General features: G+C 52.6%; 14 protein-coding genes, 6 tRNA genes and 2 pseudogenes. 19 read left to right on the forward strand and 3 right to left on the reverse strand.

From position 1 onward, the window contains the following. Nucleotides 1-3 precede the first annotated feature (3 nt). The 9 genes from nagA (at nucleotide 4) to DAQ1742_RS13700 (ending at nucleotide 5196) form a co-directional block, all read left to right on the forward strand. Nucleotides 4-1155 (forward strand): N-acetylglucosamine-6-phosphate deacetylase, encoded by a 1152-nt coding sequence (nagA, locus tag DAQ1742_RS13660; protein ID WP_035340754.1) that lies wholly within the window; start codon nucleotides 4-6, stop codon nucleotides 1153-1155. A gap of 30 nt (nucleotides 1156-1185) precedes the next feature. Continuing rightward, nucleotides 1186-2409 carry a DNA-binding transcriptional regulator NagC gene (nagC, locus tag DAQ1742_RS13665; protein ID WP_035340751.1) on the forward strand — a complete coding sequence of 408 codons (1224 nt, stop codon included), beginning with the start codon at nucleotides 1186-1188 and terminating at the stop codon, nucleotides 2407-2409. Nucleotides 2410-2700: 291 nt separating this feature from the next. After that, complete coding sequence (gene asnB, locus DAQ1742_RS13670) at nucleotides 2701-4365, forward strand: asparagine synthase B (RefSeq protein ID WP_035340749.1); 1665 nt, start codon at nucleotides 2701-2703, stop codon at nucleotides 4363-4365. 205 nt (nucleotides 4366-4570) lie between these two features. After that, nucleotides 4571-4647, forward strand: a tRNA-Met gene (locus tag DAQ1742_RS13675). Nucleotides 4648-4655: 8 nt separating this feature from the next. Beyond that, nucleotides 4656-4740: transfer RNA gene (locus DAQ1742_RS13680), tRNA-Leu, on the forward strand. Nucleotides 4741-4804: 64 nt separating this feature from the next. Further along, nucleotides 4805-4879 (forward strand) — tRNA-Gln (locus tag DAQ1742_RS13685). A gap of 39 nt (nucleotides 4880-4918) precedes the next feature. After that, nucleotides 4919-4993, forward strand: a tRNA-Gln gene (locus DAQ1742_RS13690). A 44-nt stretch (nucleotides 4994-5037) separates the two neighbouring features. Then, a tRNA-Met gene (locus DAQ1742_RS13695) sits at nucleotides 5038-5114 on the forward strand. 7 nt (nucleotides 5115-5121) lie between these two features. Next, nucleotides 5122-5196, forward strand: a tRNA-Gln gene (locus DAQ1742_RS13700). Nucleotides 5197-5304: 108 nt separating this feature from the next. On the opposite strand, the gene DAQ1742_RS13705 is transcribed toward DAQ1742_RS13700, so the two are convergent. Both DAQ1742_RS13705 and ubiF read right to left on the reverse strand, forming a co-directional pair. Then, a complete protein-coding gene (locus DAQ1742_RS13705; protein ID WP_180706151.1) occupies nucleotides 5305-5637 on the reverse strand; it encodes a DMT family transporter in 333 nt (110 codons plus the stop codon). A 190-nt stretch (nucleotides 5638-5827) separates the two neighbouring features. Then, nucleotides 5828-6997, reverse strand: coding sequence for a 3-demethoxyubiquinol 3-hydroxylase (ubiF, locus tag DAQ1742_RS13710; RefSeq protein ID WP_035340743.1), 1170 nt, complete (start codon nucleotides 6995-6997; stop codon nucleotides 5828-5830). 230 nt (nucleotides 6998-7227) lie between these two features. Between ubiF and miaB the strand changes: the two genes are divergently transcribed. The 9 genes and pseudogenes from miaB (at nucleotide 7228) to DAQ1742_RS13755 (ending at nucleotide 16530) form a co-directional block, all read left to right on the forward strand. Continuing rightward, the gene (gene miaB / locus DAQ1742_RS13715) at nucleotides 7228-8652 is read left to right on the forward strand and encodes a tRNA (N6-isopentenyl adenosine(37)-C2)-methylthiotransferase MiaB (RefSeq protein WP_035340741.1); all 1425 of its coding nucleotides are present in this window, start codon (nucleotides 7228-7230) and stop codon (nucleotides 8650-8652) included. Between the two features lie 247 nt (nucleotides 8653-8899). Further along, nucleotides 8900-9952, forward strand: a complete 1053-nt coding sequence (locus DAQ1742_RS13720; protein WP_035340739.1) for a PhoH family protein — start codon at nucleotides 8900-8902, stop codon at nucleotides 9950-9952. After that, the gene (ybeY, locus tag DAQ1742_RS13725; protein WP_035340733.1) at nucleotides 9949-10434 is read left to right on the forward strand and encodes an rRNA maturation RNase YbeY; all 486 of its coding nucleotides are present in this window, start codon (nucleotides 9949-9951) and stop codon (nucleotides 10432-10434) included. Before DAQ1742_RS13720 ends, ybeY begins: the two co-directional genes overlap by 4 nt. Before the next feature lie 124 nt (nucleotides 10435-10558). After that, nucleotides 10559-11434, forward strand: coding sequence for a CNNM family magnesium/cobalt transport protein CorC (corC, locus tag DAQ1742_RS13730; protein ID WP_180706152.1), 876 nt, complete (start codon nucleotides 10559-10561; stop codon nucleotides 11432-11434). Between the two features lie 3 nt (nucleotides 11435-11437). Further along, nucleotides 11438-12960 (forward strand): annotated as a pseudogene (gene lnt, locus DAQ1742_RS13735) (apolipoprotein N-acyltransferase). A gap of 371 nt (nucleotides 12961-13331) precedes the next feature. Next, a complete protein-coding gene (locus DAQ1742_RS13740) occupies nucleotides 13332-14225 on the forward strand; it encodes a glutamate/aspartate ABC transporter substrate-binding protein (RefSeq protein WP_035340726.1) in 894 nt (297 codons plus the stop codon). Nucleotides 14226-14387: 162 nt separating this feature from the next. Beyond that, entirely contained in the window at nucleotides 14388-15128 is a 741-nt protein-coding gene (locus tag DAQ1742_RS13745; protein WP_035340723.1) for an amino acid ABC transporter permease, read from the forward strand. Nucleotides 15129-15130: 2 nt separating this feature from the next. Next, on the forward strand, nucleotides 15131-15805 hold the full coding sequence (gene gltK / locus DAQ1742_RS13750) for a glutamate/aspartate ABC transporter permease GltK (RefSeq protein WP_035345824.1): 675 nt from the start codon (nucleotides 15131-15133) through the stop codon (nucleotides 15803-15805). Beyond that, nucleotides 15805-16530 carry an amino acid ABC transporter ATP-binding protein gene (locus tag DAQ1742_RS13755; protein ID WP_035340720.1) on the forward strand — a complete coding sequence of 242 codons (726 nt, stop codon included), beginning with the start codon at nucleotides 15805-15807 and terminating at the stop codon, nucleotides 16528-16530. Before gltK ends, DAQ1742_RS13755 begins: the two co-directional genes overlap by 1 nt. Nucleotides 16531-16625: 95 nt before the next feature. Here the strand turns inward: DAQ1742_RS13755 and DAQ1742_RS13760 are convergent. Beyond that, nucleotides 16626-17107 (reverse strand): annotated as a pseudogene (locus DAQ1742_RS13760) (zinc ribbon-containing protein). A 266-nt stretch (nucleotides 17108-17373) separates the two neighbouring features. Here DAQ1742_RS13760 and leuS point away from each other — a divergent pair. Beyond that, nucleotides 17374-19956 carry a leucine--tRNA ligase gene (leuS, locus tag DAQ1742_RS13765; RefSeq protein WP_035340712.1) on the forward strand — a complete coding sequence of 861 codons (2583 nt, stop codon included), beginning with the start codon at nucleotides 17374-17376 and terminating at the stop codon, nucleotides 19954-19956. Nucleotides 19957-19958: the final 2 nt, after the last annotated feature.

The following is a 19958-nucleotide window of genomic DNA, read 5'->3' on the forward strand; positions in this document are numbered from 1 at the left end:
ATGATGTTCGCGTTAACCCATGGTCGTATTTTTACCGGCCATCAGCTATTGGATGACCACGCCGTCATCATCGCCAACGGCCTGATTGAGGCCATCTGCCCGAGCCGGGAGTTACCGGCTAACCTGCCTTGCACCTCACTTGACGGTGCACTACTCAGCCCCGGCTTTATTGACCTGCAACTGAACGGCTGTGGTGGCGTGCAATTTAATGATGCACTGGAAAATATTTCAGTTAAGACGCTCACGACCATGCAGCGCGCCAATGAACGTTCAGGATGCACCAGCTTTTTACCCACGCTGATCACCTCTTCCGATGCATATATGCGCCACGGTATTGGCGTGATGCGGGCATGGCTTGCCCAGCACCGTCATCAGGCGCTGGGCCTGCATCTGGAAGGCCCCTGGCTTAACCCGGTCAAAAAAGGCACCCATGACGCAAATCTTATCCGCCAGCCTGATGATGCACTGGTGGATTATCTGTGTGATAACGCTGATGTCATCGCTAAAGTCACGCTGGCCCCGGAAACGGTGCCAGATGCGTTGATACAGCGTCTGAACGCAGCAGGTATCATCGTCTGCGCCGGGCATTCCAATGCCAGTTGGGAACAAGCTAAGCGCGGATTTGCCGCCGGTATCCGCTTTGCGACCCACCTGTTCAATGCCATGCCACCGCTAACCGGCCGTGAGCCGGGTCTGGTGGGTGCGGTTTATGATGCCCCGGAAATTTACTGTGGCATCATCGCCGACGGCCATCATGTCAGTTGGGCGAATATCCGCAACAGTAAACGTATCAAGGGCGATAAGCTGGTGCTGGTCACCGATGCCACCGCACCGGCAGGCTCGGATATCGACCAGTTCACATTTGCCGGTAAACCCATATACTACCGTGATGGTATCTGTGTGGATGAGAACGGCACCCTTAGCGGGTCGGCACTGACCATGATTGATGCTGTACGCAATTGCGTAGAACACGCGGGGATTGCTCTGGAGGAAGCGCTGAGAATGGCAACGCTCTACCCGGCAAGAGCCATCGCAGAAGACCACCGCCTCGGCAGCATCTGCGTCGGTAAGGTGGCGAATCTGACGGTGATGTCCCGAGATTTGACTATCCTCAGTACGTTCGTCAATGGTGAGGAGAAATATCACTCACGCTGACAACGATTGAATCAACACGAGTAATGCGTCATGACCCCAGGCGGACACACCCAGATAGGGAATATTGATCTGGTTAAACAGCTTAACAGCGCGGTGGTGTACCGCCTGATTGACCAGCAAGGGCCGATTTCGCGGATCCAGATTTCCGAACAAAGCCAGCTCGCACCCGCCAGCGTCACCAAGATCACTCGCCAGTTGCTTGAGCGCGGTTTGATAAAAGAGGTTGACCAACAGGCCTCAACCGGCGGACGGCGTGCTATTTCCATCGTATCGGAAACCCGTCCGTTTCATACTGTCGCCGTCAGGCTTGGCCGCCATGACGCCACTCTTGCCCTGTATGACTTGCAAGGCAAGCGGCTGGAAGAAGAGCATTGCGTTCTGCCACAGCAAACGCAAGAAAGCCTGCAACATGCCCTGTTTGACGCCATCGATAATTTCATTAGCCAGCATCAGCGCCGCATTCGCGAATTAATCGCCATCTCGGTCGTACTGCCGGGTCTGGTAGACCCGCTGGCAGGGGTCGTGCATTACATGCCGCATATTGAAGTCAACCGCTGGCCACTGGTGGAAAATCTGCGCCAGCGTTTTCAGGTACACAGCTTTGTTGGCCATGATATTCGCAGCCTCGCGCTTGCCGAGCACTACTTTGGAGCCACGCGTGACTGCCAGGATTCCCTGCTGGTACGGGTGCATCGTGGTACCGGGGCAGGGATTTTGGTTAACGGAAAGATCTTTCTTGGCAGCAACGGTAACGTTGGCGAAATTGGTCACATTCAGATTGACCCGCTGGGCGATCGTTGCCACTGCGGTAATTTTGGTTGCCTTGAAACCGTGGTTTCAAACGGTGCTCTCGAACAGCGCGCGCGCCACCTATTGCAACAGGGGTTTACCAGCAAGCTGACGCCAGACCATTGCCAGATTAGCGCTATCTGTAAAGCCGCGAATAAAGGCGATACCCTGGCAACCCAACTGATTGAAACCGCAGGCCAGCAACTCGGTAAAGCCATTTCGATTGCCATCAACCTGTTTAATCCGCAACGGGTGGTGATCGCCGGAGAAATTACTGGATCCAGTCGCTTATTATTACCCGCCATTGAGCGCTGTATTCACACACAGGTTCTCAAAGAGTTTCGCCAAAATCTGCCGGTCGTGGTGTCCGAACTGCAACATCTGTCTGCTATTGGTGCCTTCGCGCTGGTAAAACGCGCCATGCTTAACGGCGAGTTGCTACAGCGTCTGCTTGAAAATCAGTAAGTTCTTTCCGCTGTCATAAGGCCGGATTATGTAATCACTAAAAATCCGGCACCTTCCCCCGATTCTTTTAAAGAAAAAAGAATAAATCACGCTAAAAATTATTCATTCATCAGCACAATGGCTTTTTTCATTAAATGATATTGAATTGCCATGCTGTTTTGATGCTAAATCAGTGTTACCGACACGGCGGAACGTCATCGAACATGATGTCATGCGGCAGGGAAACTGCTGATAACCGCCCTCAATTCTGACTGTTATTACGCCATCTGCGTAATCAAGGGAGCCTCGTGTATGTGTTCTATTTTTGGTGTGCTTGATCTGAAAACCGACCCGGTTGAACTGCGTAAAAAAGCGCTTGAGTTGTCACGACTGATGCGCCATCGCGGCCCCGACTGGTCCGGTGTTTATGCCAGCGATAAAGCCATTCTGGCTCATGAGCGTCTGTCAATTGTTGATGTCAACACCGGCGCACAACCGCTCTACAATCAGGCTCACACCCACGTTCTGGCCGTGAACGGTGAAATTTACAACCATCAGGATCTGCGCCAGCAGTATGGCTCCCGCTATCAGTTCCAGACCGGTTCTGACTGCGAAGTGATTCTGGCGTTGTATCAGGAAAAGGGGCCTGAGTTTCTGGATGAACTGCGCGGCATGTTTGCTTTCGCACTCTATGACAGTGAAAAAGACGCCTATCTGATTGGCCGTGACCATCTGGGTATTATCCCGCTGTACATGGGCTATGACGAGCACGGCAACCTGTACGTGGCGTCTGAAATGAAAGCGCTGGTGCCCGTTTGCCGCACAATCAAAGAGTTTCCGGCAGGCAGTTACCTGTGGAGCCAGGACGGTGAAATTCGTGAATATTATCGCCGTGACTGGTTCGATTACGATAACGTCAAAGACAATGAGACGGATGCGGTTGCCCTGCGCGAAGCGCTGGAAGAGTCCGTTAAAAGCCACCTGATGTCTGATGTCCCTTATGGGGTATTGTTATCTGGTGGGCTGGATTCCTCCATCATCTCCGCCATCACCAAAAAATTTGCCGCACGCCGCGTAGAAGACGGTGAACGCAGCGAAGCCTGGTGGCCACAGTTGCACTCGTTTGCCGTTGGGCTCGAAGGCGCGCCGGATCTTAAAGCCGCGCGTGATGTTGCCAACCATCTTGGCACCGTACATCACGAAATTCACTTCACGGTGCAAGAAGGGCTTGATGCCATCCGTGACGTGATTTACCACATCGAAACCTATGATGTGACCACTATCCGTGCTTCAACGCCAATGTACCTGATGTCACGCAAGATAAAAGCCATGGGGATCAAGATGGTGCTTTCCGGCGAGGGATCCGACGAAGTGTTCGGCGGCTATCTCTACTTCCACAAAGCCCCCAACGCCAAAGAGCTGCATGAAGAAACGGTGCGTAAATTACTGGCATTGCACCAGTATGACTGTGCCCGTGCCAACAAAGCGATGTCAGCCTGGGGCGTTGAAGCGCGCGTTCCCTTCCTTGATAAGACATTCCTTGATGTGGCAATGCGCATTAACCCGAAAGACAAAATGTGCGGCAATGGCAAAATGGAAAAACACATTCTGCGTGAGTGCTTCGAGTCTTACCTGCCGCACAGCGTCGCCTGGCGTCAGAAAGAGCAGTTCTCCGATGGCGTGGGTTACAGCTGGATAGATACACTCAAAGAAGTGGCGGCAGCGCAAGTAAGCGATCAGCAGCTGGAAACCGCACACTTCCGGTTCCCGTACAATACACCGGCGTCCAAGGAAGCTTACCTGTACCGCGAAATTTTTGAAGAACTGTTCCCGGTACCGAGCGCCGCAGAATGCGTACCTGGTGGCCCATCTGTTGCCTGTTCATCCGCCAAGGCCATTGAATGGGATGAATCCTTCAAGAAAATGGATGACCCATCAGGCCGTGCTGTCGGTGTGCATCAATCAGCCTATCAATAATCTGTTTTTAACGGGCCTTTACAGGCCCGTTTTTCTTCTGAAAGGCGGGAAAAAAACCGCTTTCTGGCGCTTTTCTCACCATACTGCTCACAAGCCAAACAAACAGTACAAACCGGCTATTTTTAGGGAAAAAATGTGTTGACGGAAAAAGCCCAACTCAGCATAATGCGCCCCGCAACGCCGATGAAGGTGACGCGGAAAAGATGGCTACGTAGCTCAGCTGGTTAGAGCACAGCACTCATAATGCTGGGGTCACAGGTTCGATTCCCGTCGTAGCCACCATTTTTTCTGCGGGAGTGGCGAAATTGGTAGACGCACCAGATTTAGGTTCTGGCGCCGCAAGGTGTGCGAGTTCAAGTCTCGCCTCCCGCACCATTATCTTCGTCAAGGCGCTGACAGGTGACTGTCAGGTGCAATGCAGCAAGATGTAACGTTTTATTGGGGTATCGCCAAGCGGTAAGGCAGCGGGTTTTGATCCCGCCATCCCCAGGTTCGAATCCTGGTACCCCAGCCATATTTAAGTCAGACACACCTGTAACAGTGTGCACCCTGTTGGGGTATCGCCAAGCGGTAAGGCAGCGGATTCTGATTCCGCCATCCCGAGGTTCGAATCCTCGTACCCCAGCCAATTTATGTCGAAAGCCAATGCGCTTTCAGCAAAAAGTAAAATTTGGCTACGTAGCTCAGCTGGTTAGAGCACAGCACTCATAATGCTGGGGTCACAGGTTCGATTCCCGTCGTAGCCACCACCTTAATTGGGGTATCGCCAAGCGGTAAGGCAGCGGATTCTGATTCCGCCATCCCGAGGTTCGAATCCTCGTACCCCAGCCATAAAAAAGGCCCGCTAACGCGGGCTTTTTGTTTTTCTGGCTTTGTTGTCTTCTTAGAAGAGTTAACGCGGTTTTTCTGCCTTTGACCGATTCAGCCCACGTCGTGGGCTCAGTGTGTTACCGATGAAGAAAACAGGTTAATCACCGCCACACCCGCGATAATCAGCGCCATTCCAAGCAGTGCAGGCCAATCCAGCCGCTGATCGTAAAAAACCCAGCTCACGGCGGCAATCAGCACAATCCCCACCCCTGACCAGATAGCGTAAATCACCCCTGTCGGCAACACTCGCATCGAAAGCGTCAGACAATAGAACGCCACGGCGTAACCCACTACAGTTACGATACTGGGCATAAGCCGGGTAAAGCTTTCTGATTGCCTTAACGCCGTGGTGGCTATCACTTCTGACACAATAGCCAGCGCTAAAAATACATATGTCATCAACACAACAACCTCAAAATATTACAATTTAAAGATGAATAAGCCCGGCTGCCGTAGCGAACGGCTGCCGGAAAAACACAGCGACAGCGCGGGTGACTCACACCGCGTTGGTTACTGACCCTGTAATCACCACACATAAACACCGCATGGCCGCGCGCCAAGCATAACGCGTACAGAGTATATGAACCGTCACTTAGAGCCCCAATGCATACCGTAATGCATGCTGTTTGAGCTTTCCGGCTCGTTGTGCGGCCATCAATGCCACATTACGGGCAAACTCAACCGGAGCCAGACGGTTGCTAAAGGCTTTATAAAACAGATCCATCCCGCTTTGCATAAGCAAATTATCCGCTCGACGCCGCTGTTCATAACGCCGTAAGACGGCCTCACGGTGGTACCCATCATTTCCTTGCCGGTGCGCCTCTAGCACCACATCGAGCAAGGCAGAGACATCACGATAGCCGAGGTTAACGCCTTGACCCGCCAGAGGATTAATGGTGTGTGCCGCATCACCAATCAGCGCCAGCCCCGGCAACACATAACGCTGTGCGTGGCGACGCACCAGTGCAAACGCGCCTGTCGCCACCGCATTTACGGGCGCTAACCGGGCCGGGAACGCCTCGGTAATAGCACGATTAAGTTGTGCCAGTGGCATCGCTTGCAACTGGCGAATACGCTGCGGGCTGTCATACCACACCAGTGAGCACCAGCCCTCAAACAGGGGTAAAAACGCACGCGGGCCGGCAGGGGTGAACTGCTGCCAGGTTATATCCTGCGGCGGGCCCGCACACTCGGCACTGATTAGCATGCATGACTGCCGATATTGCCAGCCGGTAATTCCTATCCCGGCCCAATGACGAATGTTTGAGTGGGCTCCATCCGCACCAATCACTAACGGTGTGTGCAAGCGCTCCCCCTGTGTATTGTGCAGTATCCACTCCTCACCTTCTCGTTGCAGATGAGATAACGGCCAGGGGCACAGCACCGTCACATTCGGCGCTTGCATCAGGCTTTGCCACAAAGCCAACTGCAATACGCGGTTTTCTACCATAAAACCAAGCTCAGAAAGATTAAGCTCGCTGGCATCAAACTTCACCTGGGCATTCTCCCATTCCCAGGTTTCCAGCCGACGGTATGGCACACTGCGCATTTGCAACACCTGCGGCCAGACACCTAATTGCTCCAGTAATCGCACCGACGATTGCCCAATAGCTGACACCCGCACATCCGGTACGCTGCCCGCCACAAACGCCGCAGGAGCGCCTTGCTCCAGCACCGCGACCTGAAGCCCTCCTTGCGCCAGCCCAAGGGCCGCTGCCGCCCCCACCATACCGCCACCGACAATGACTGCATCAAAATGCATACCTGCCCCACTCGAGTTCTTTCTGCCACGCCTTGAGACGCCATGACTCACACGCCAAAGATGGCTATCAGTCTACTGGATTTCCGACGGCTTTTCAGAAAACCGACAGATTACCCGCTCTGGTCACAACGCCAGCAAAAGATTACAATACGCGCCCGCATGTGCGCCTGCCTGATGGCAAGCGAATTTCCCGCACTGAGTAACATGGCCAGTCGATGACGATGACGACGATGACAAAGAAACTGCATATCAAAACCTGGGGCTGTCAGATGAACGAATACGATTCATCGAAGATAGCCGACCTGCTGGAAAGCACACACGGTTACCAGTTGACCGAGGTCGCGGAAGAAGCCGACATTCTGCTGCTGAATACCTGTTCTATCCGTGAAAAGGCACAGGAAAAGGTCTTTCATCAGCTCGGTCGCTGGAAAACGCTCAAAGACGTTAACCCGAACCTGATTATCGGCGTAGGCGGCTGTGTCGCCTCGCAGGAAGGCGCACACATTCGTGAACGCGCTCATTACGTTGATGTTATTTTCGGGCCGCAAACGCTGCACCGCCTGCCGGAGATGATTAACCATGTTCAGGGAACGCGTAGCCCTATCGTGGATATCAGCTTTCCTGAGGTAGAAAAGTTTGATCGCCTGCCAGAACCCAAAGCCGAAGGGCCGACGGCGTTTGTCTCCATCATGGAAGGCTGTAATAAATACTGTACGTTCTGTGTGGTGCCTTATACCCGTGGCGAAGAGGTTAGCCGCCCGGTTGACGACGTGCTGTTTGAAATCGCGCAACTGGCCGCACAAGGCGTGCGTGAAGTCAATCTGTTGGGCCAGAATGTCAACGCCTATCGCGGTAGCACCTATGATGGCGAGATGTGCAGCTTTGCTGAACTGTTGCGACTGGTTGCCGCGATTGACGGCATCGATCGTATTCGCTTTATTACCAGCCACCCCATTGAATTTACTGACGATATTATCAGCGTCTATGAAGACACACCTGAGCTGGTCAGTTTCCTGCATCTGCCGGTACAAAGCGGGTCGGATCGCATTCTGACGATGATGAAACGCCGTCATACCGCACTGGAATATAAAGCGATTATCCGCAAGCTTCGCAAAGCGCGCCCGGATATTCAAATCAGCTCTGACTTTATTGTCGGTTTCCCTGGTGAAACACAGGAAGATTTCGAGCAAACCATGAAGCTTATTGCGGATATCGATTTTGATATGAGCTTTAGCTTTATCTACTCCCCTCGCCCTGGTACGCCTGCCGCCGACATGGTGGACGATGTTTCGGAAGAGGAGAAAAAACAGCGCCTGTACATTTTGCAAGACCGTATCAGCCAGCAGGCGATGCAGTACAGCCGTCGTATGATGGGCACAGTACAACGCATTTTGGTTGAAGGGACATCGCGTAAAAATGTCATGGAACTGTCCGGTCGCACTGAAAATAACCGGGTGGTGAACTTTGAAGGCACACCGGACATGATAGGCAAATTCGTGGATGTTGAAATCGTTGACGTTTACCCGAATTCGCTGCGTGGCGTGGTGATTCGCACCGAAGATCAAATGGTGCTGCGCGTCAGTGAATCACCCGCTGATGTGATAGCCCGTACCCGTAAAGAGAATGAAATTGGCGTGGGTATCTACCAGCCCTGAGTCACGCACTCTCACCGTTCACCGGCGGGCTTACAGGCCCGCCGTTTTATTTTCTGCCCAAGCCACACCCTCTTCGGCGCTAAAAACGAGGCATATCGCATCGCAATCTATGCCCTCATCCTCTGCTTATACCGAATGTGACTTGCGCCGCGCAGGGCTCACGATAAATAATCAGAGAAATGGCTGCGGCCGTGCTGGCAGCGGCATACCGTGATTACTCATTCAGCGTAACTCCAAGAGGAATAGTTTGAACGTAACGATAAAAGAAATCGCCCTCGAACCGGCGGACAATAAACGTCTGCTTAGTCTGTGCGGCCCGTTTGATGACAATATCAAACAACTGGAACGCCGCCTTGGTATAGAGATCAATCATCGCGACAATCAATTCAAACTGGCAGGCAGGAGTCTGTGCATTGAAGCTGCTGCCGACATTTTACGCCATCTGTACGTCGATACGGCACCGGTGCGCGGTGTTATCCCCGATATTGACCCGGAACAGATTCATCTGGCGATTAAAGCGTCTCGCGTACTGGAACAGACGGCTGACAGTGTGCCTGAGTATGGCAAAGCGGTGAATATTCGCACCAAACGCGGCGTTATCAAGCCACGTACGCCCAATCAGGCACAATATATCGCCCATATCCTTGACCATGACATCACTTTTGGCATCGGCCCGGCAGGAACAGGTAAAACCTATCTGGCGGTAGCGGCAGCCGTTGATGCGCTGGAACGACAGGAAATTCGCCGTATTCTGCTCACCCGTCCGGCGGTGGAAGCCGGTGAGAAACTGGGCTTTTTACCCGGCGATTTGAGCCAGAAGGTCGATCCTTATCTGCGCCCGCTTTACGATGCGCTGTTTGAAATGCTCGGCTTCGAGCGGGTGGAAAAACTGATTGAACGCAACGTAATTGAAGTGGCACCGCTCGCTTATATGCGCGGGCGTACGCTAAACGACGCGTTTATCATTCTCGATGAGAGCCAGAACACCACCATCGAACAGATGAAAATGTTCCTGACGCGTATCGGGTTTAACTCAAAAGCCGTTATCACCGGCGACATCACCCAGATTGATTTGCCGCGCAACCAGAAATCCGGCCTGCGCCATGCCATCGATGTGTTATCTGGCGTGGAAGAACTCAGCTTTAACTTTTTCCATAGCGAAGACGTCGTGCGCCACCCGGTCGTGGCGCGCATTGTTACGGCCTATGAAGCCTGGGAAAGCGCAGACCAGAAACGCCGCGAAGAGCAGGCAGAGCAACGCAAGCGTGATGCGCTGGCAGCCGTGCAGGAGCCCAAATGAGCCAGGTTATTCTCGATTTGCAAATCGCCAGCGAAAGCCCCCTCGGGTTACCGCCGGAAACCGATTTTCAGCGCTGGCTGCAAGCCGTGCTGCCGCAGTTTCAGGAGATAGCAGAAGTCACTATCCGGGTCGTGGACGAAGAGGAAAGCCATCACCTCAACCTGACGTATCGTGGCAAAGACAAACCGACCAACGTGCTGTCGTTTCCATTTGAAGCACCGCCGGAGGTAGAGTTGCCATTGTTGGGCGATCTGGTGATTTGTCGCCAGGTCGTTGAACAAGAAGCGATTGAGCAAGGAAAAAGTGCCGAAGAACACTGGGCGCATATGGTTGTTCATGGCAGCCTGCATCTGTTAGGTTATGATCATATCGAAGACAGTGAAGCCGAAGAAATGGAAGCACTGGAAACGGAAATCATGCAAAGCATGGGCTATAACGACCCCTATCTGGCTGAGAAAGAAGATTTTACCGATCGGCCCTAGATTCGGTATGTTAACGCAGTAGAGTCACGCAATAACGCCAGCGGCGAGAAAACGACACGGTTGTGCCGTTTTTATACCGACCGCTGGCCACCATTTTCTAACAAGAGAGATATTCACTGACGCCATGAGCGACGACCACTCCTCCAACAGCGATGCCCCCAGTCCCAAAAAGGGGTTCTTTTCTCTTTTCCTGAATCAGATTTTTCATGGTGAGCCAAAAGATCAGCACGACCTGCTGGCGTTGATCCGTGATTCGGAACAGATAGACCCGGAAATCCGCGACATGCTCGAAGGCGTGATGGATATCGCCGAACAGCGGGTACGCGACATCATGATCCCCCGTTCACAGATGATCACACTCAAGCATAACCAGACGCTCGATGAGTGCCTGGATGTTATCATCGAATCGGCGCACTCGCGTTTTCCGGTCATCAGCGAAGATAAAGATCACATCGAAGGCATTCTGATGGCCAAAGATCTGTTGCCGTTTATGCGCAGCCAGTCGGAACCGTTTAGCATGGATAAGGTGCTGCGCCCGGCTGTCGTGGTGCCAGAGAGCAAACGGGTCGATCGCATGCTCAATGAGTTCCGCTCGTTGCGCTATCATATGGCGATTGTCATTGACGAGTTTGGCGGCGTTTCCGGTCTGGTGACCATTGAAGATATTCTCGAGCTTATCGTCGGTGAAATTGAAGATGAATACGATGATGAAGAAGACCGCGATATTCGCCAGCTCAACCGCCAGACCTATACCGTGCGTGCGCTGACACCGATTGAAGACTTCAACAAAACATTCGGCACCCATTTTAGTGATGAAGAAGTGGACACCATCGGCGGCCTGGTGATGCAGGCGTTCGGTCATCTGCCTGCACGCGGAGAAACCATCGACATAGACGGTTACGTGTTCAAAGTGGCGATGGCAGACAGCCGACGTATTATTCAGGTTCATGTCAGGGTGCCTGATGACACACCCCAACCGCAAACTGGAAGATTGATTTGATTCATGGCTGTAGCCTTATTACTGCAACGCCAGCAGGTCGCCTCCTGCTGGCGCTTTTATTCGGTGCCTGCGGCACACTGGCGTTTTCTCCCTATGATGTCTGGCCTGCGGCGATAGTCTCGCTGGCGGGCTTACATGGGTTAACACTCCATCGCCGCATCCGGCAGGCTGCCGCCCTCGGTTTTTGCTGGGGATTCGGCCTGTTTGGCACCGGTATCCACTGGGTGTACTACAGCATTGCCGATTTCGGTGGCATGCCTGGCCCGGTGAACGTCGGGCTGGTGTGTTTACTGGCGCTCTATTTATCACTTTACCCGATGCTATTTAGCACCCTGCTGACCACCTTATGGCCACGGACCACTGTCTGGCGGCTGGTGCTGGCCACTCCGGTATTATGGCAGTTAACCGAGGTGGCGCGAGGTTGGGTGCTGACCGGTTTTCCCTGGCTGCAATTTGGCTACAGCCAGATAAACGGCCCGCTCAAGGGCATCGCGCCGCTAGGCGGCGTCGATACGCTGACCTTTTTGTTACAGGTCATCAGCGGGTTGTTGATATTAGGCCTGAGCCTGCGTCAATGGAAACCGCTACTGGCGGGTGCAGCCCTGCTCCTGTTGCCCTGGCCGCTGCGCTCATTGCATTGGTATACGCCTCAACCGGATCGCGCTGTAAATGTCGCGATGGTACAAGGCAATATCGCACAAGAGTTAAAGTGGGATCCGAACGAGCTGCGCAACACGCTCAACGTGTATCGGGATAATACGGTTTCGGTCATGGATAACGTGCCACTGGTCATTTGGCCTGAGTCAGCCATACCGGATGTCGAAGTGCGTCAGCAGCCCTATCTGACACAACTTGATACGTTGCTACGTGAGCATCACAGCAGCCTTATTACCGGTATCGTGGATGCACGACGCAGCAATGGCCGAACTGATTTCTATAACAGTATCATTGTACTAGGTGATAAACAGCCTTATCAGTACCCAACGGTTAACCGTTACAACAAGCATCACCTGGTACCTTTTGGCGAGTTTGTCCCGTTAGAAAGCCTGCTGCGACCACTGGCCCCGTTCTTCGATTTGCCGATGTCAGCGTTCAGCCGTGGTGAGTATCAGCAACCACAGCTGGTGGTGAACGGCTATCGTCTGACCGCCACCATCTGTTACGAAGTCATTTTAGGCCAGCAGGTGCGTGATAACTTCCAGGCCGACACCGATATGTTGCTGACTATCTCGAATGATGCCTGGTTTGGTCACTCCATCGGCCCCTGGCAGCACCTGCAAATGGCGCAAATGCGCGCACTGGAGCTGGGGCGTCCTTTGCTGCGAGCCACCAATAACGGCGTAACAGCCGCAATTACGCCCGAAGGTGATATCAGCGCCAGCCTGCCGCAGTTTACTCAGGCGGTGTTGACAGCCCAGGTCATCCCCTCAACCGGCATGACACCTTATGCCCGCTTTGGCTCCTGGCCACTGTCGTTGACAGAAGCTATCCTTGGGATCATTGCGCTGCTACGCCGCCAGCGTTAACCCACCTCACGCTCATTCTCTATACAACAAGACATGCTCTGACATGTCTTGTTGCATTTCTGGCACACGATTTGCTTATAACCTGAGGGAAACGTTTGATGTTGCCCGTTTGCAAGCCGTGAATGCACTGGTTAAGCACACTTTCAGAGCATCACCTGCACCAAACTGGTGCCATAAACTGTTATTGCAGCACTTTGGTGCGGGACGCATCGCAAAAAACAAACATTATCGTTTCAATATGTTTACAATCCGCTATTTTTAGATCTGACAGCGTTTTATTCGCTCTTTAGGCGGTGCACAGCATGGCATGAACGGTATACGAACTGCCGGGCGATGTCTGGCACCGACCACAACAGCAAAGGAGTTAGAACATGCAATTGCGCAAACTGGCACTGTCATTACTGTTGATCTCAGCAACCGGCACTCTGGCCCACGCAGAAGAACTGACGGGGACACTGAAAAAAGTCAAAGATAATGGTGTTATCGTTATTGGCCACCGCGAATCGTCAGTGCCATTCTCCTACTATGACAGCCAGCAAAAAGTGGTGGGGTATTCACAGGCCTACTCCGAAAAGATTATCGAAGCCGTCAGAAAAAAACTGGATGCGCCAAACTTGCAGGTAAAACTTATCCCCATCACCTCGCAAAACCGTATTCCGCTGTTACAAAACGGAACTTACGACCTGGAATGTGGCTCTACAACCAACAACCTCGAACGTCAGCAACAGGTGGCATTTTCCGACACCATCTTCATCATCGGCACACGCCTGCTGACCAAGAAAGACTCTGCCATTAAAGATTTCAGTGAGCTGGCAGGTAAAGCCGTCGTCGTTACCTCAGGCACCACCTCAGAAGTGTTGCTCAACAAAATGAACGAAGAGAAGAAACTCAATCTTCGTATCATCAGTGCCAAGGATCATGGTGACTCATTCCGCACGCTGGAAAGTGGCCGTGCTGTGGCGTTCATGATGGATGATGCGCTGCTGGCAGGCGAGCGCGCCAAGGCCAAAACGCCGGATGAATGGGTGATAACCGGTACACCGCAGTCCCGCGAGGCCTACGGCTGTATGCTGCGTAAAGACGATCCGCAATTTAAACAACTGGTTGATGCCACCATAAGCCAGGTGCAAACCTCTGGTGAGGCTGAAAAATGGTTCGAAACCTGGTTTAAAAACCCGATCCCGCCGAAAAACCTGAACATGAACTTTGAGCTCTCTGACGATATGAAAGCCTTGTTCAAAGCACCAAACGATAAGGCGCTATAACCGAATTAATAATGACAATAAAGGGCAGTAATCTGCCTTCCGATTGCTGATTCGTGGCAAGACAGACAGGTGCCGGGTGGTCGTTCCCCATCCAGCAAAGCCATAAGCCACTCATCAATCTTCGGGGTAGCGAAGGCTACCCCTTTTTTACCGGAGTTTGTTATGTCAATAGATTGGAACTGGGGTATCTTCCTGCAACCCGCTCCGTTCGGGAATACGACGTATTTGGGGTGGATTATCTCCGGCCTTAAGGTCACGGTTTCACTGTCCATCTGTGCCTGGATTATCGCCTTCCTGCTGGGCTCGCTGTTTGGTATTTTGCGTACTGCCCCCAGCCGCCTGCTCTCGGGCATAGGTACCTGTTATGTCGAACTGTTTCGTAATGTGCCGCTAATCGTACAATTCTTCAGTTGGTATCTGGTTGTGCCAGAATTATTACCTGTCAAAATCGGCATGTGGTTTAAAGCCGAACTCGACCCGAATATCCAGTTTTTTGTCTCTTCAATGTGTTGCCTTGGCATGTTTACCGCAGCCCGTGTCTGTGAACAGGTACGCGCGGGAATTCAATCACTGCCACGCGGCCAGAAAGCAGCGGGCCTGGCCATTGGTCTGACGCTTCCCCAGACCTATCGTTACGTGTTGCTGCCCAACGCTTATCGGGTGATAGTGCCGCCGCTAACCTCAGAAATGCTAAACCTGGTCAAAAACTCCGCTATTGCGTCTACCATCGGCCTGGTTGACATGGCGGCGCAGGCAGGAAAATTGCTGGACTACTCCGCACACGCTTATGAATCGTTTAGCGCCATCACGCTGGCTTATGTCGGTATTAACGCCATCATTATGTTGATTATGCAGGTTGTTGAACGTAAAACCCGCCTGCCGGGTCATATGGGGAGTAAATGACCATGTACAATTTTGACTGGAGCTCCATCCCCCCGAGCATGCCTTATCTGTTACAAGGCCTGGGGATAACGCTAAAGATAACGCTGACGGCGGTGATTATCGGGATTGTCTGGGGAACTGTACTGGCAGTAATGCGCCTTTCACCCATCAAACCAGTCAGTTGGTTTGCGAAACTGTATGTTAACCTGTTTCGCTCCGTGCCGCTGGTGATGGTGTTATTGTGGTTCTATCTGATTGTGCCGAGCTTATTACAAAATGTGCTTGGCCTGTCACCGAAAACCGATATTCGACTGGTATCGGCTATGGTAGCCTTTTCGCTGTTTGAAGCAGCCTATTATTCTGAAATTATCCGCGCAGGCATTCAGAGTATCTCCAGAGGGCAGTCATCCGCGGCGCTGGCATTAGGGATGACACACTGGCAATCCATGCAACTGGTGATTCTGCCGCAGGCGTTCCGGGCCATGATCCCCCTGCTACTGACGCAAGGCATCGTCTTGTTTCAGGATACGTCACTGGTGTACGTACTCAGTCTGGCTGATTTCTTCCGTACCGCCACCACCATTGGTGAACGCGATGGTACGCAGATAGAGATGATCCTGTTCGCAGGCGTGGTGTATTTTGCTATCAGCCTCTCAGCGTCGATGCTGGTCAATTATTTGAAGAGAAGGACGGTTTGATGATTTTCCTGAAAAATGTTTCTAAGTGGTATGGTCAATTTCAGGTGCTGACCGACTGCTCCACCGAAGTCAAGAAAGGTGAAGTCGTGGTGGTATGCGGGCCTTCTGGCTCCGGGAAATCGACCTTAATCAAAACCGTTAATGGCCTGGAGCCTATCCAGCAGGGGCAGATTGAGGTAAACGGGATTCAGGTTAACGATAAACGTACCAATCTGGCCCAACTGCGCTCCAAAGTCGGGATGGTGTTCCAGCATTTTGAACTGTTTCCTCATTTGTCGATTGTTGACAACCTGACGCTGGCACAAGTCAAAGTGTTAAAACGGGATAAAGATGCCGCGCGTGAAAAAGGCCTGAAACTGTTGGCACGAGTGGGATTATCCGCCCATGCCAACAAATTCCCTGGGCAATTGTCCGGTGGTCAGCAGCAGCGTGTCGCCATCGCACGGGCACTGTGTATGGACCCGGTCGCGATGCTGTTTGATGAACCGACCTCAGCGCTTGACCCGGAAATGATCAACGAAGTGCTGGATGTGATGGTGGAACTGGCGCAAGAAGGCATGACCATGATGGTTGTTACCCATGAAATGGGGTTTGCCCGTAAAGTGGCACACCGCGTGATTTTTATGGATGAAGGAAAAATTATTGAAGACACCCGCAAAGAGGACTTCTTTAGTCATCCTCAATCCGAGCGCGCCAAAGATTTTCTGGCGAAAATCCTGCACTAACACATCATCTTTCAGGCTTATTGCCTTATCAGGGTGCTCTGGCACCCTGACTATCAGCCCTGACCCGAGAATATTATCCTTATCTTGACGATGTTTCAGGGCGAAAAAGGCTGACGATGAAACTGGTCATGGCCGCATTTGGGGCAATGGGGCAACACTTCAGGCGTGTAAAACGTCACATGGTGAAGGCACTGTTCACAGACCAGATTGCCAAGCCCCACTACTTCACCACTGTGATAGACACCGTGATGGCTGACATCCTTAAAGATCTCACGCCATTCAAGCTGCGTTTTATCGGTAATATCCGCCAAGTTTTGCCACACACTCTCGCGGATAACCCGCATGAATACACTGTCGGTAAAGGTGTCCTGGCTGTGTACGTAACTGACCGAGAATGCTTGCAGATCACGCTGAAGGGCACTCATCACCTGCTCAATTTCCTTTTGTGTCAACGCGTGCGTTTCCTGCAAATGCTGACGCGCCTGCGACATCAACCGGTCAATATCGCGCTCCCCCGGCTTAACCATTCGGTCACGGCAGACAGCAGTTCTCGATAATACCGAATCACTTTGTTCATCGGGACTCCTTAGCGTAAAGCAACCTTAGCGAGGCTCATTCCCCGTCACACCTCACCAGTGTAGTTGATTTTTCTGCTATAACCGGGAGGGGCTTCCCAATCCCTTGTTTTCCTGCCATGACAGGCACGTACGGCAGAAATCACCGCTACGGGCGTTGCAAGCGGTTGTTGAGCCCGCAACTTATCAGCTATGCTATGCGGATCTTTTGATATGAAACAGCACATGCTACCGAGGTAGCGATTTTCACTAAGGACCACTGGCAGCCATGCAAGAGCAATACCGCCCAGAAGACATCGAAGCGCATGTCCAGCTTCACTGGCAAGAAAAACAGACTTTTAAAGTGACCGAAGAGCCCGGCAAGGAAAAATACTATTGTCTTTCCATGCTGCCTTATCCTTCTGGCCGTCTACACATGGGGCATGTCCGTAATTACACCATCGGTGATGTGATTTCCCGCTACCAACGCATGCTGGGTAAAAATGTGCTGCAACCGATTGGCTGGGATGCATTTGGCCTGCCCGCTGAAGGAGCCGCAGTAAAAAATAATACCGCGCCTGCACCCTGGACGTATGACAACATTGAGTACATGAAAAACCAGTTAAAGCTGTTAGGTTTTGGCTATGACTGGGATCGTGAAATTGCCACCTGCAAACCCGATTACTATCGCTGGGAGCAGTGGTTCTTCACCAAACTGTATGAAAAAGGTCTGGTATACAAAAAGACTTCAGCCGTGAACTGGTGCCCGAACGACCAGACCGTGCTGGCAAACGAGCAGGTGATCGACGGCTGCTGCTGGCGCTGTGACACCAAAGTCGAACGTAAGGAAATTCCGCAGTGGTTTATTAAAATCACCGCTTACGCAGAAGAGCTCCTCAACGATCTTGATACGCTGGAAAGTTGGCCTGAGCAGGTCAAAACCATGCAGCGTAACTGGATTGGCCGCTCTGAAGGGGTGGAAATCACCTTCAACGTGGCTGACAGCAACGATACCCTGACTGTTTATACTACGCGCCCGGATACCTTTATGGGGGTCACTTACGTGGCCGTGGCCGCCGGTCACCCGCTGGCGCTGAAAGCCGCAGCAAACAACCCCGAGCTGCAAGACTTCATTAACGAATGCCGTAACACCAAAGTGGCAGAAGCCGATATGGCAACCATGGAGAAAAAGGGTGTTGCAACCGGCGTGTTCGCTATTCACCCCCTCACCGGTGAAAACGTGCCGGTTTGGGCTGCTAACTTCGTGTTGATGGAGTACGGCACCGGAGCCGTGATGGCGGTGCCGGGTCACGACCAGCGTGACTGGGAATTTGCGCATAAATATCAGTTGCCGGTTAAGCCAGTTATTCTCAATGCCGACGGCAGCGAGCCAGATTTGTCTGGCGAAGCGCAAACCGAAAAAGGCCGTCTGTTTAACTCCGGCGAGTTCGACGGGCTGGATTTTACTGCTGCATTCAATGCCATTGCCGACAAACTGGTCGCTAACGGTGTGGGTCAGCGTAAAGTCAACTACCGCCTGCGTGACTGGGGGGTTTCCCGCCAGCGCTACTGGGGTGCCCCCATCCCGATGGTGACGCTGGAAGATGGCTCCGTTATCCCAACCCCGGAAGATCAATTACCGGTTATTCTGCCGGAAGACGTGGTGATGGATGGTATCACCAGCCCAATCAAAGCAGACCCACAGTGGGCAAAAACCACAGTTAACGGCCAGCCTGCACTGCGTGAAACCGACACCTTCGATACGTTCATGGAGTCGTCCTGGTATTACGCACGTTATACCTGCCCGCAGTATGATAAAGGGATGTTAGACCCGGCTGCCGCTAACTATTGGCTGCCGGTCGATCAGTACGTTGGTGGTATTGAACATGCCATCATGCACCTGATGTATTTCCGCTTCTTCCATAAATTGATGCGTGATGCAGGTCTGGTGAACTCCAGTGAACCGGCTAAACGACTGTTATGTCAGGGCATGGTGCTGGCAGATGCATTCTATTATGTTGGCAACAACGGTGAGCGCGTCTGGGTTTCTCCGGTAGACGTCACGCTGGAGCGCGACGAAAAAGGGCGCATCCTCAAAGCATCCGATAAAGAGGGCCGCGAGCTGGTGTATGCTGGCATGAGCAAAATGTCGAAATCGAAAAACAACGGTATCGACCCGCAAGTGATGGTTGAGCGGTATGGCGCTGACACGGTGCGGTTGTTCATGATGTTCGCCTCCCCTGCGGAAATGACGCTGGAGTGGCAGGAATCGGGTGTGGAAGGGGCCAACCGCTTCCTCAAGCGTGTCTGGAAACAGGTGTACGATCACACCGGAAAAGGTGGTGTACAGCCGTTAGAGGTGGCAGCACTGACCGAAGACCAGAAAGCGTTGCGCCGCGATTTGCATAAAACCATTGCCAAAGTCACTGATGATATTGGCCGTCGCCAGACGTTCAATACCGCCATCGCTGCCATTATGGAGCTGATGAATAAACTGGCCAAAGCACCGCAGGAATCGGAACAAGACCGCGCCCTGACGCAGGAAACACTGCTGGCCGTGGTACGTATGCTTTACCCGTTCACGCCGCATGTCTGCTTCGTGCTCTGGGGCGAACTGCAAGGCGAAGGTGATATCGATAAAGCACCATGGCCAGTGGCTGATGAGCAGGCAATGGTTGAGGACTCGCGTCTGGTGGTCGTTCAGGTCAACGGTAAAGTGCGTGGCAGAATCACCGTCGCGGCCGATGCAACCGAACAGCAAGTGCGTGAGCGTGCAGCCCAGGAGCCGTTGGTGGCAAAATATCTGGATGGCGTCACCGTGCGCAAGGTGATTTTCGTTCCGGGCAAACTGCTTAACCTGGTTGTAGGTTAAGG

It is taken from the genome of Dickeya aquatica, assembly GCF_900095885.1.
Classification (GTDB): Bacteria; Pseudomonadota; Gammaproteobacteria; order Enterobacterales; family Enterobacteriaceae; genus Dickeya; species Dickeya aquatica.

Excerpts from the sequence above, each read along its gene's own strand:
- nagA (WP_035340754.1), top strand. The coding sequence starts at position 4 with ATGTTCGCGTTAACCCATGGTCGTATTTTTACCGGCCATCAGCTATTG.
- nagC (WP_035340751.1), top strand. The coding sequence starts at position 1,186 with ATGACCCCAGGCGGACACACCCAGATAGGGAATATTGATCTGGTTAAA.
- asnB (WP_035340749.1), top strand. The coding sequence starts at position 2,701 with ATGTGTTCTATTTTTGGTGTGCTTGATCTGAAAACCGACCCGGTTGAA.
- ubiF (WP_035340743.1), bottom strand. The coding sequence starts at position 6,997 with ATGCATTTTGATGCAGTCATTGTCGGTGGCGGTATGGTGGGGGCGGCA.
- miaB (WP_035340741.1), top strand. The coding sequence starts at position 7,228 with ATGACAAAGAAACTGCATATCAAAACCTGGGGCTGTCAGATGAACGAA.
- ybeY (WP_035340733.1), top strand. The coding sequence starts at position 9,949 with ATGAGCCAGGTTATTCTCGATTTGCAAATCGCCAGCGAAAGCCCCCTC.
- corC (WP_180706152.1), top strand. The coding sequence starts at position 10,559 with ATGAGCGACGACCACTCCTCCAACAGCGATGCCCCCAGTCCCAAAAAG.
- DAQ1742_RS13740 (WP_035340726.1), top strand. The coding sequence starts at position 13,332 with ATGCAATTGCGCAAACTGGCACTGTCATTACTGTTGATCTCAGCAACC.
- DAQ1742_RS13745 (WP_035340723.1), top strand. The coding sequence starts at position 14,388 with ATGTCAATAGATTGGAACTGGGGTATCTTCCTGCAACCCGCTCCGTTC.
- gltK (WP_035345824.1), top strand. The coding sequence starts at position 15,131 with ATGTACAATTTTGACTGGAGCTCCATCCCCCCGAGCATGCCTTATCTG.
- DAQ1742_RS13755 (WP_035340720.1), top strand. The coding sequence starts at position 15,805 with ATGATTTTCCTGAAAAATGTTTCTAAGTGGTATGGTCAATTTCAGGTG.
- leuS (WP_035340712.1), top strand. The coding sequence starts at position 17,374 with ATGCAAGAGCAATACCGCCCAGAAGACATCGAAGCGCATGTCCAGCTT.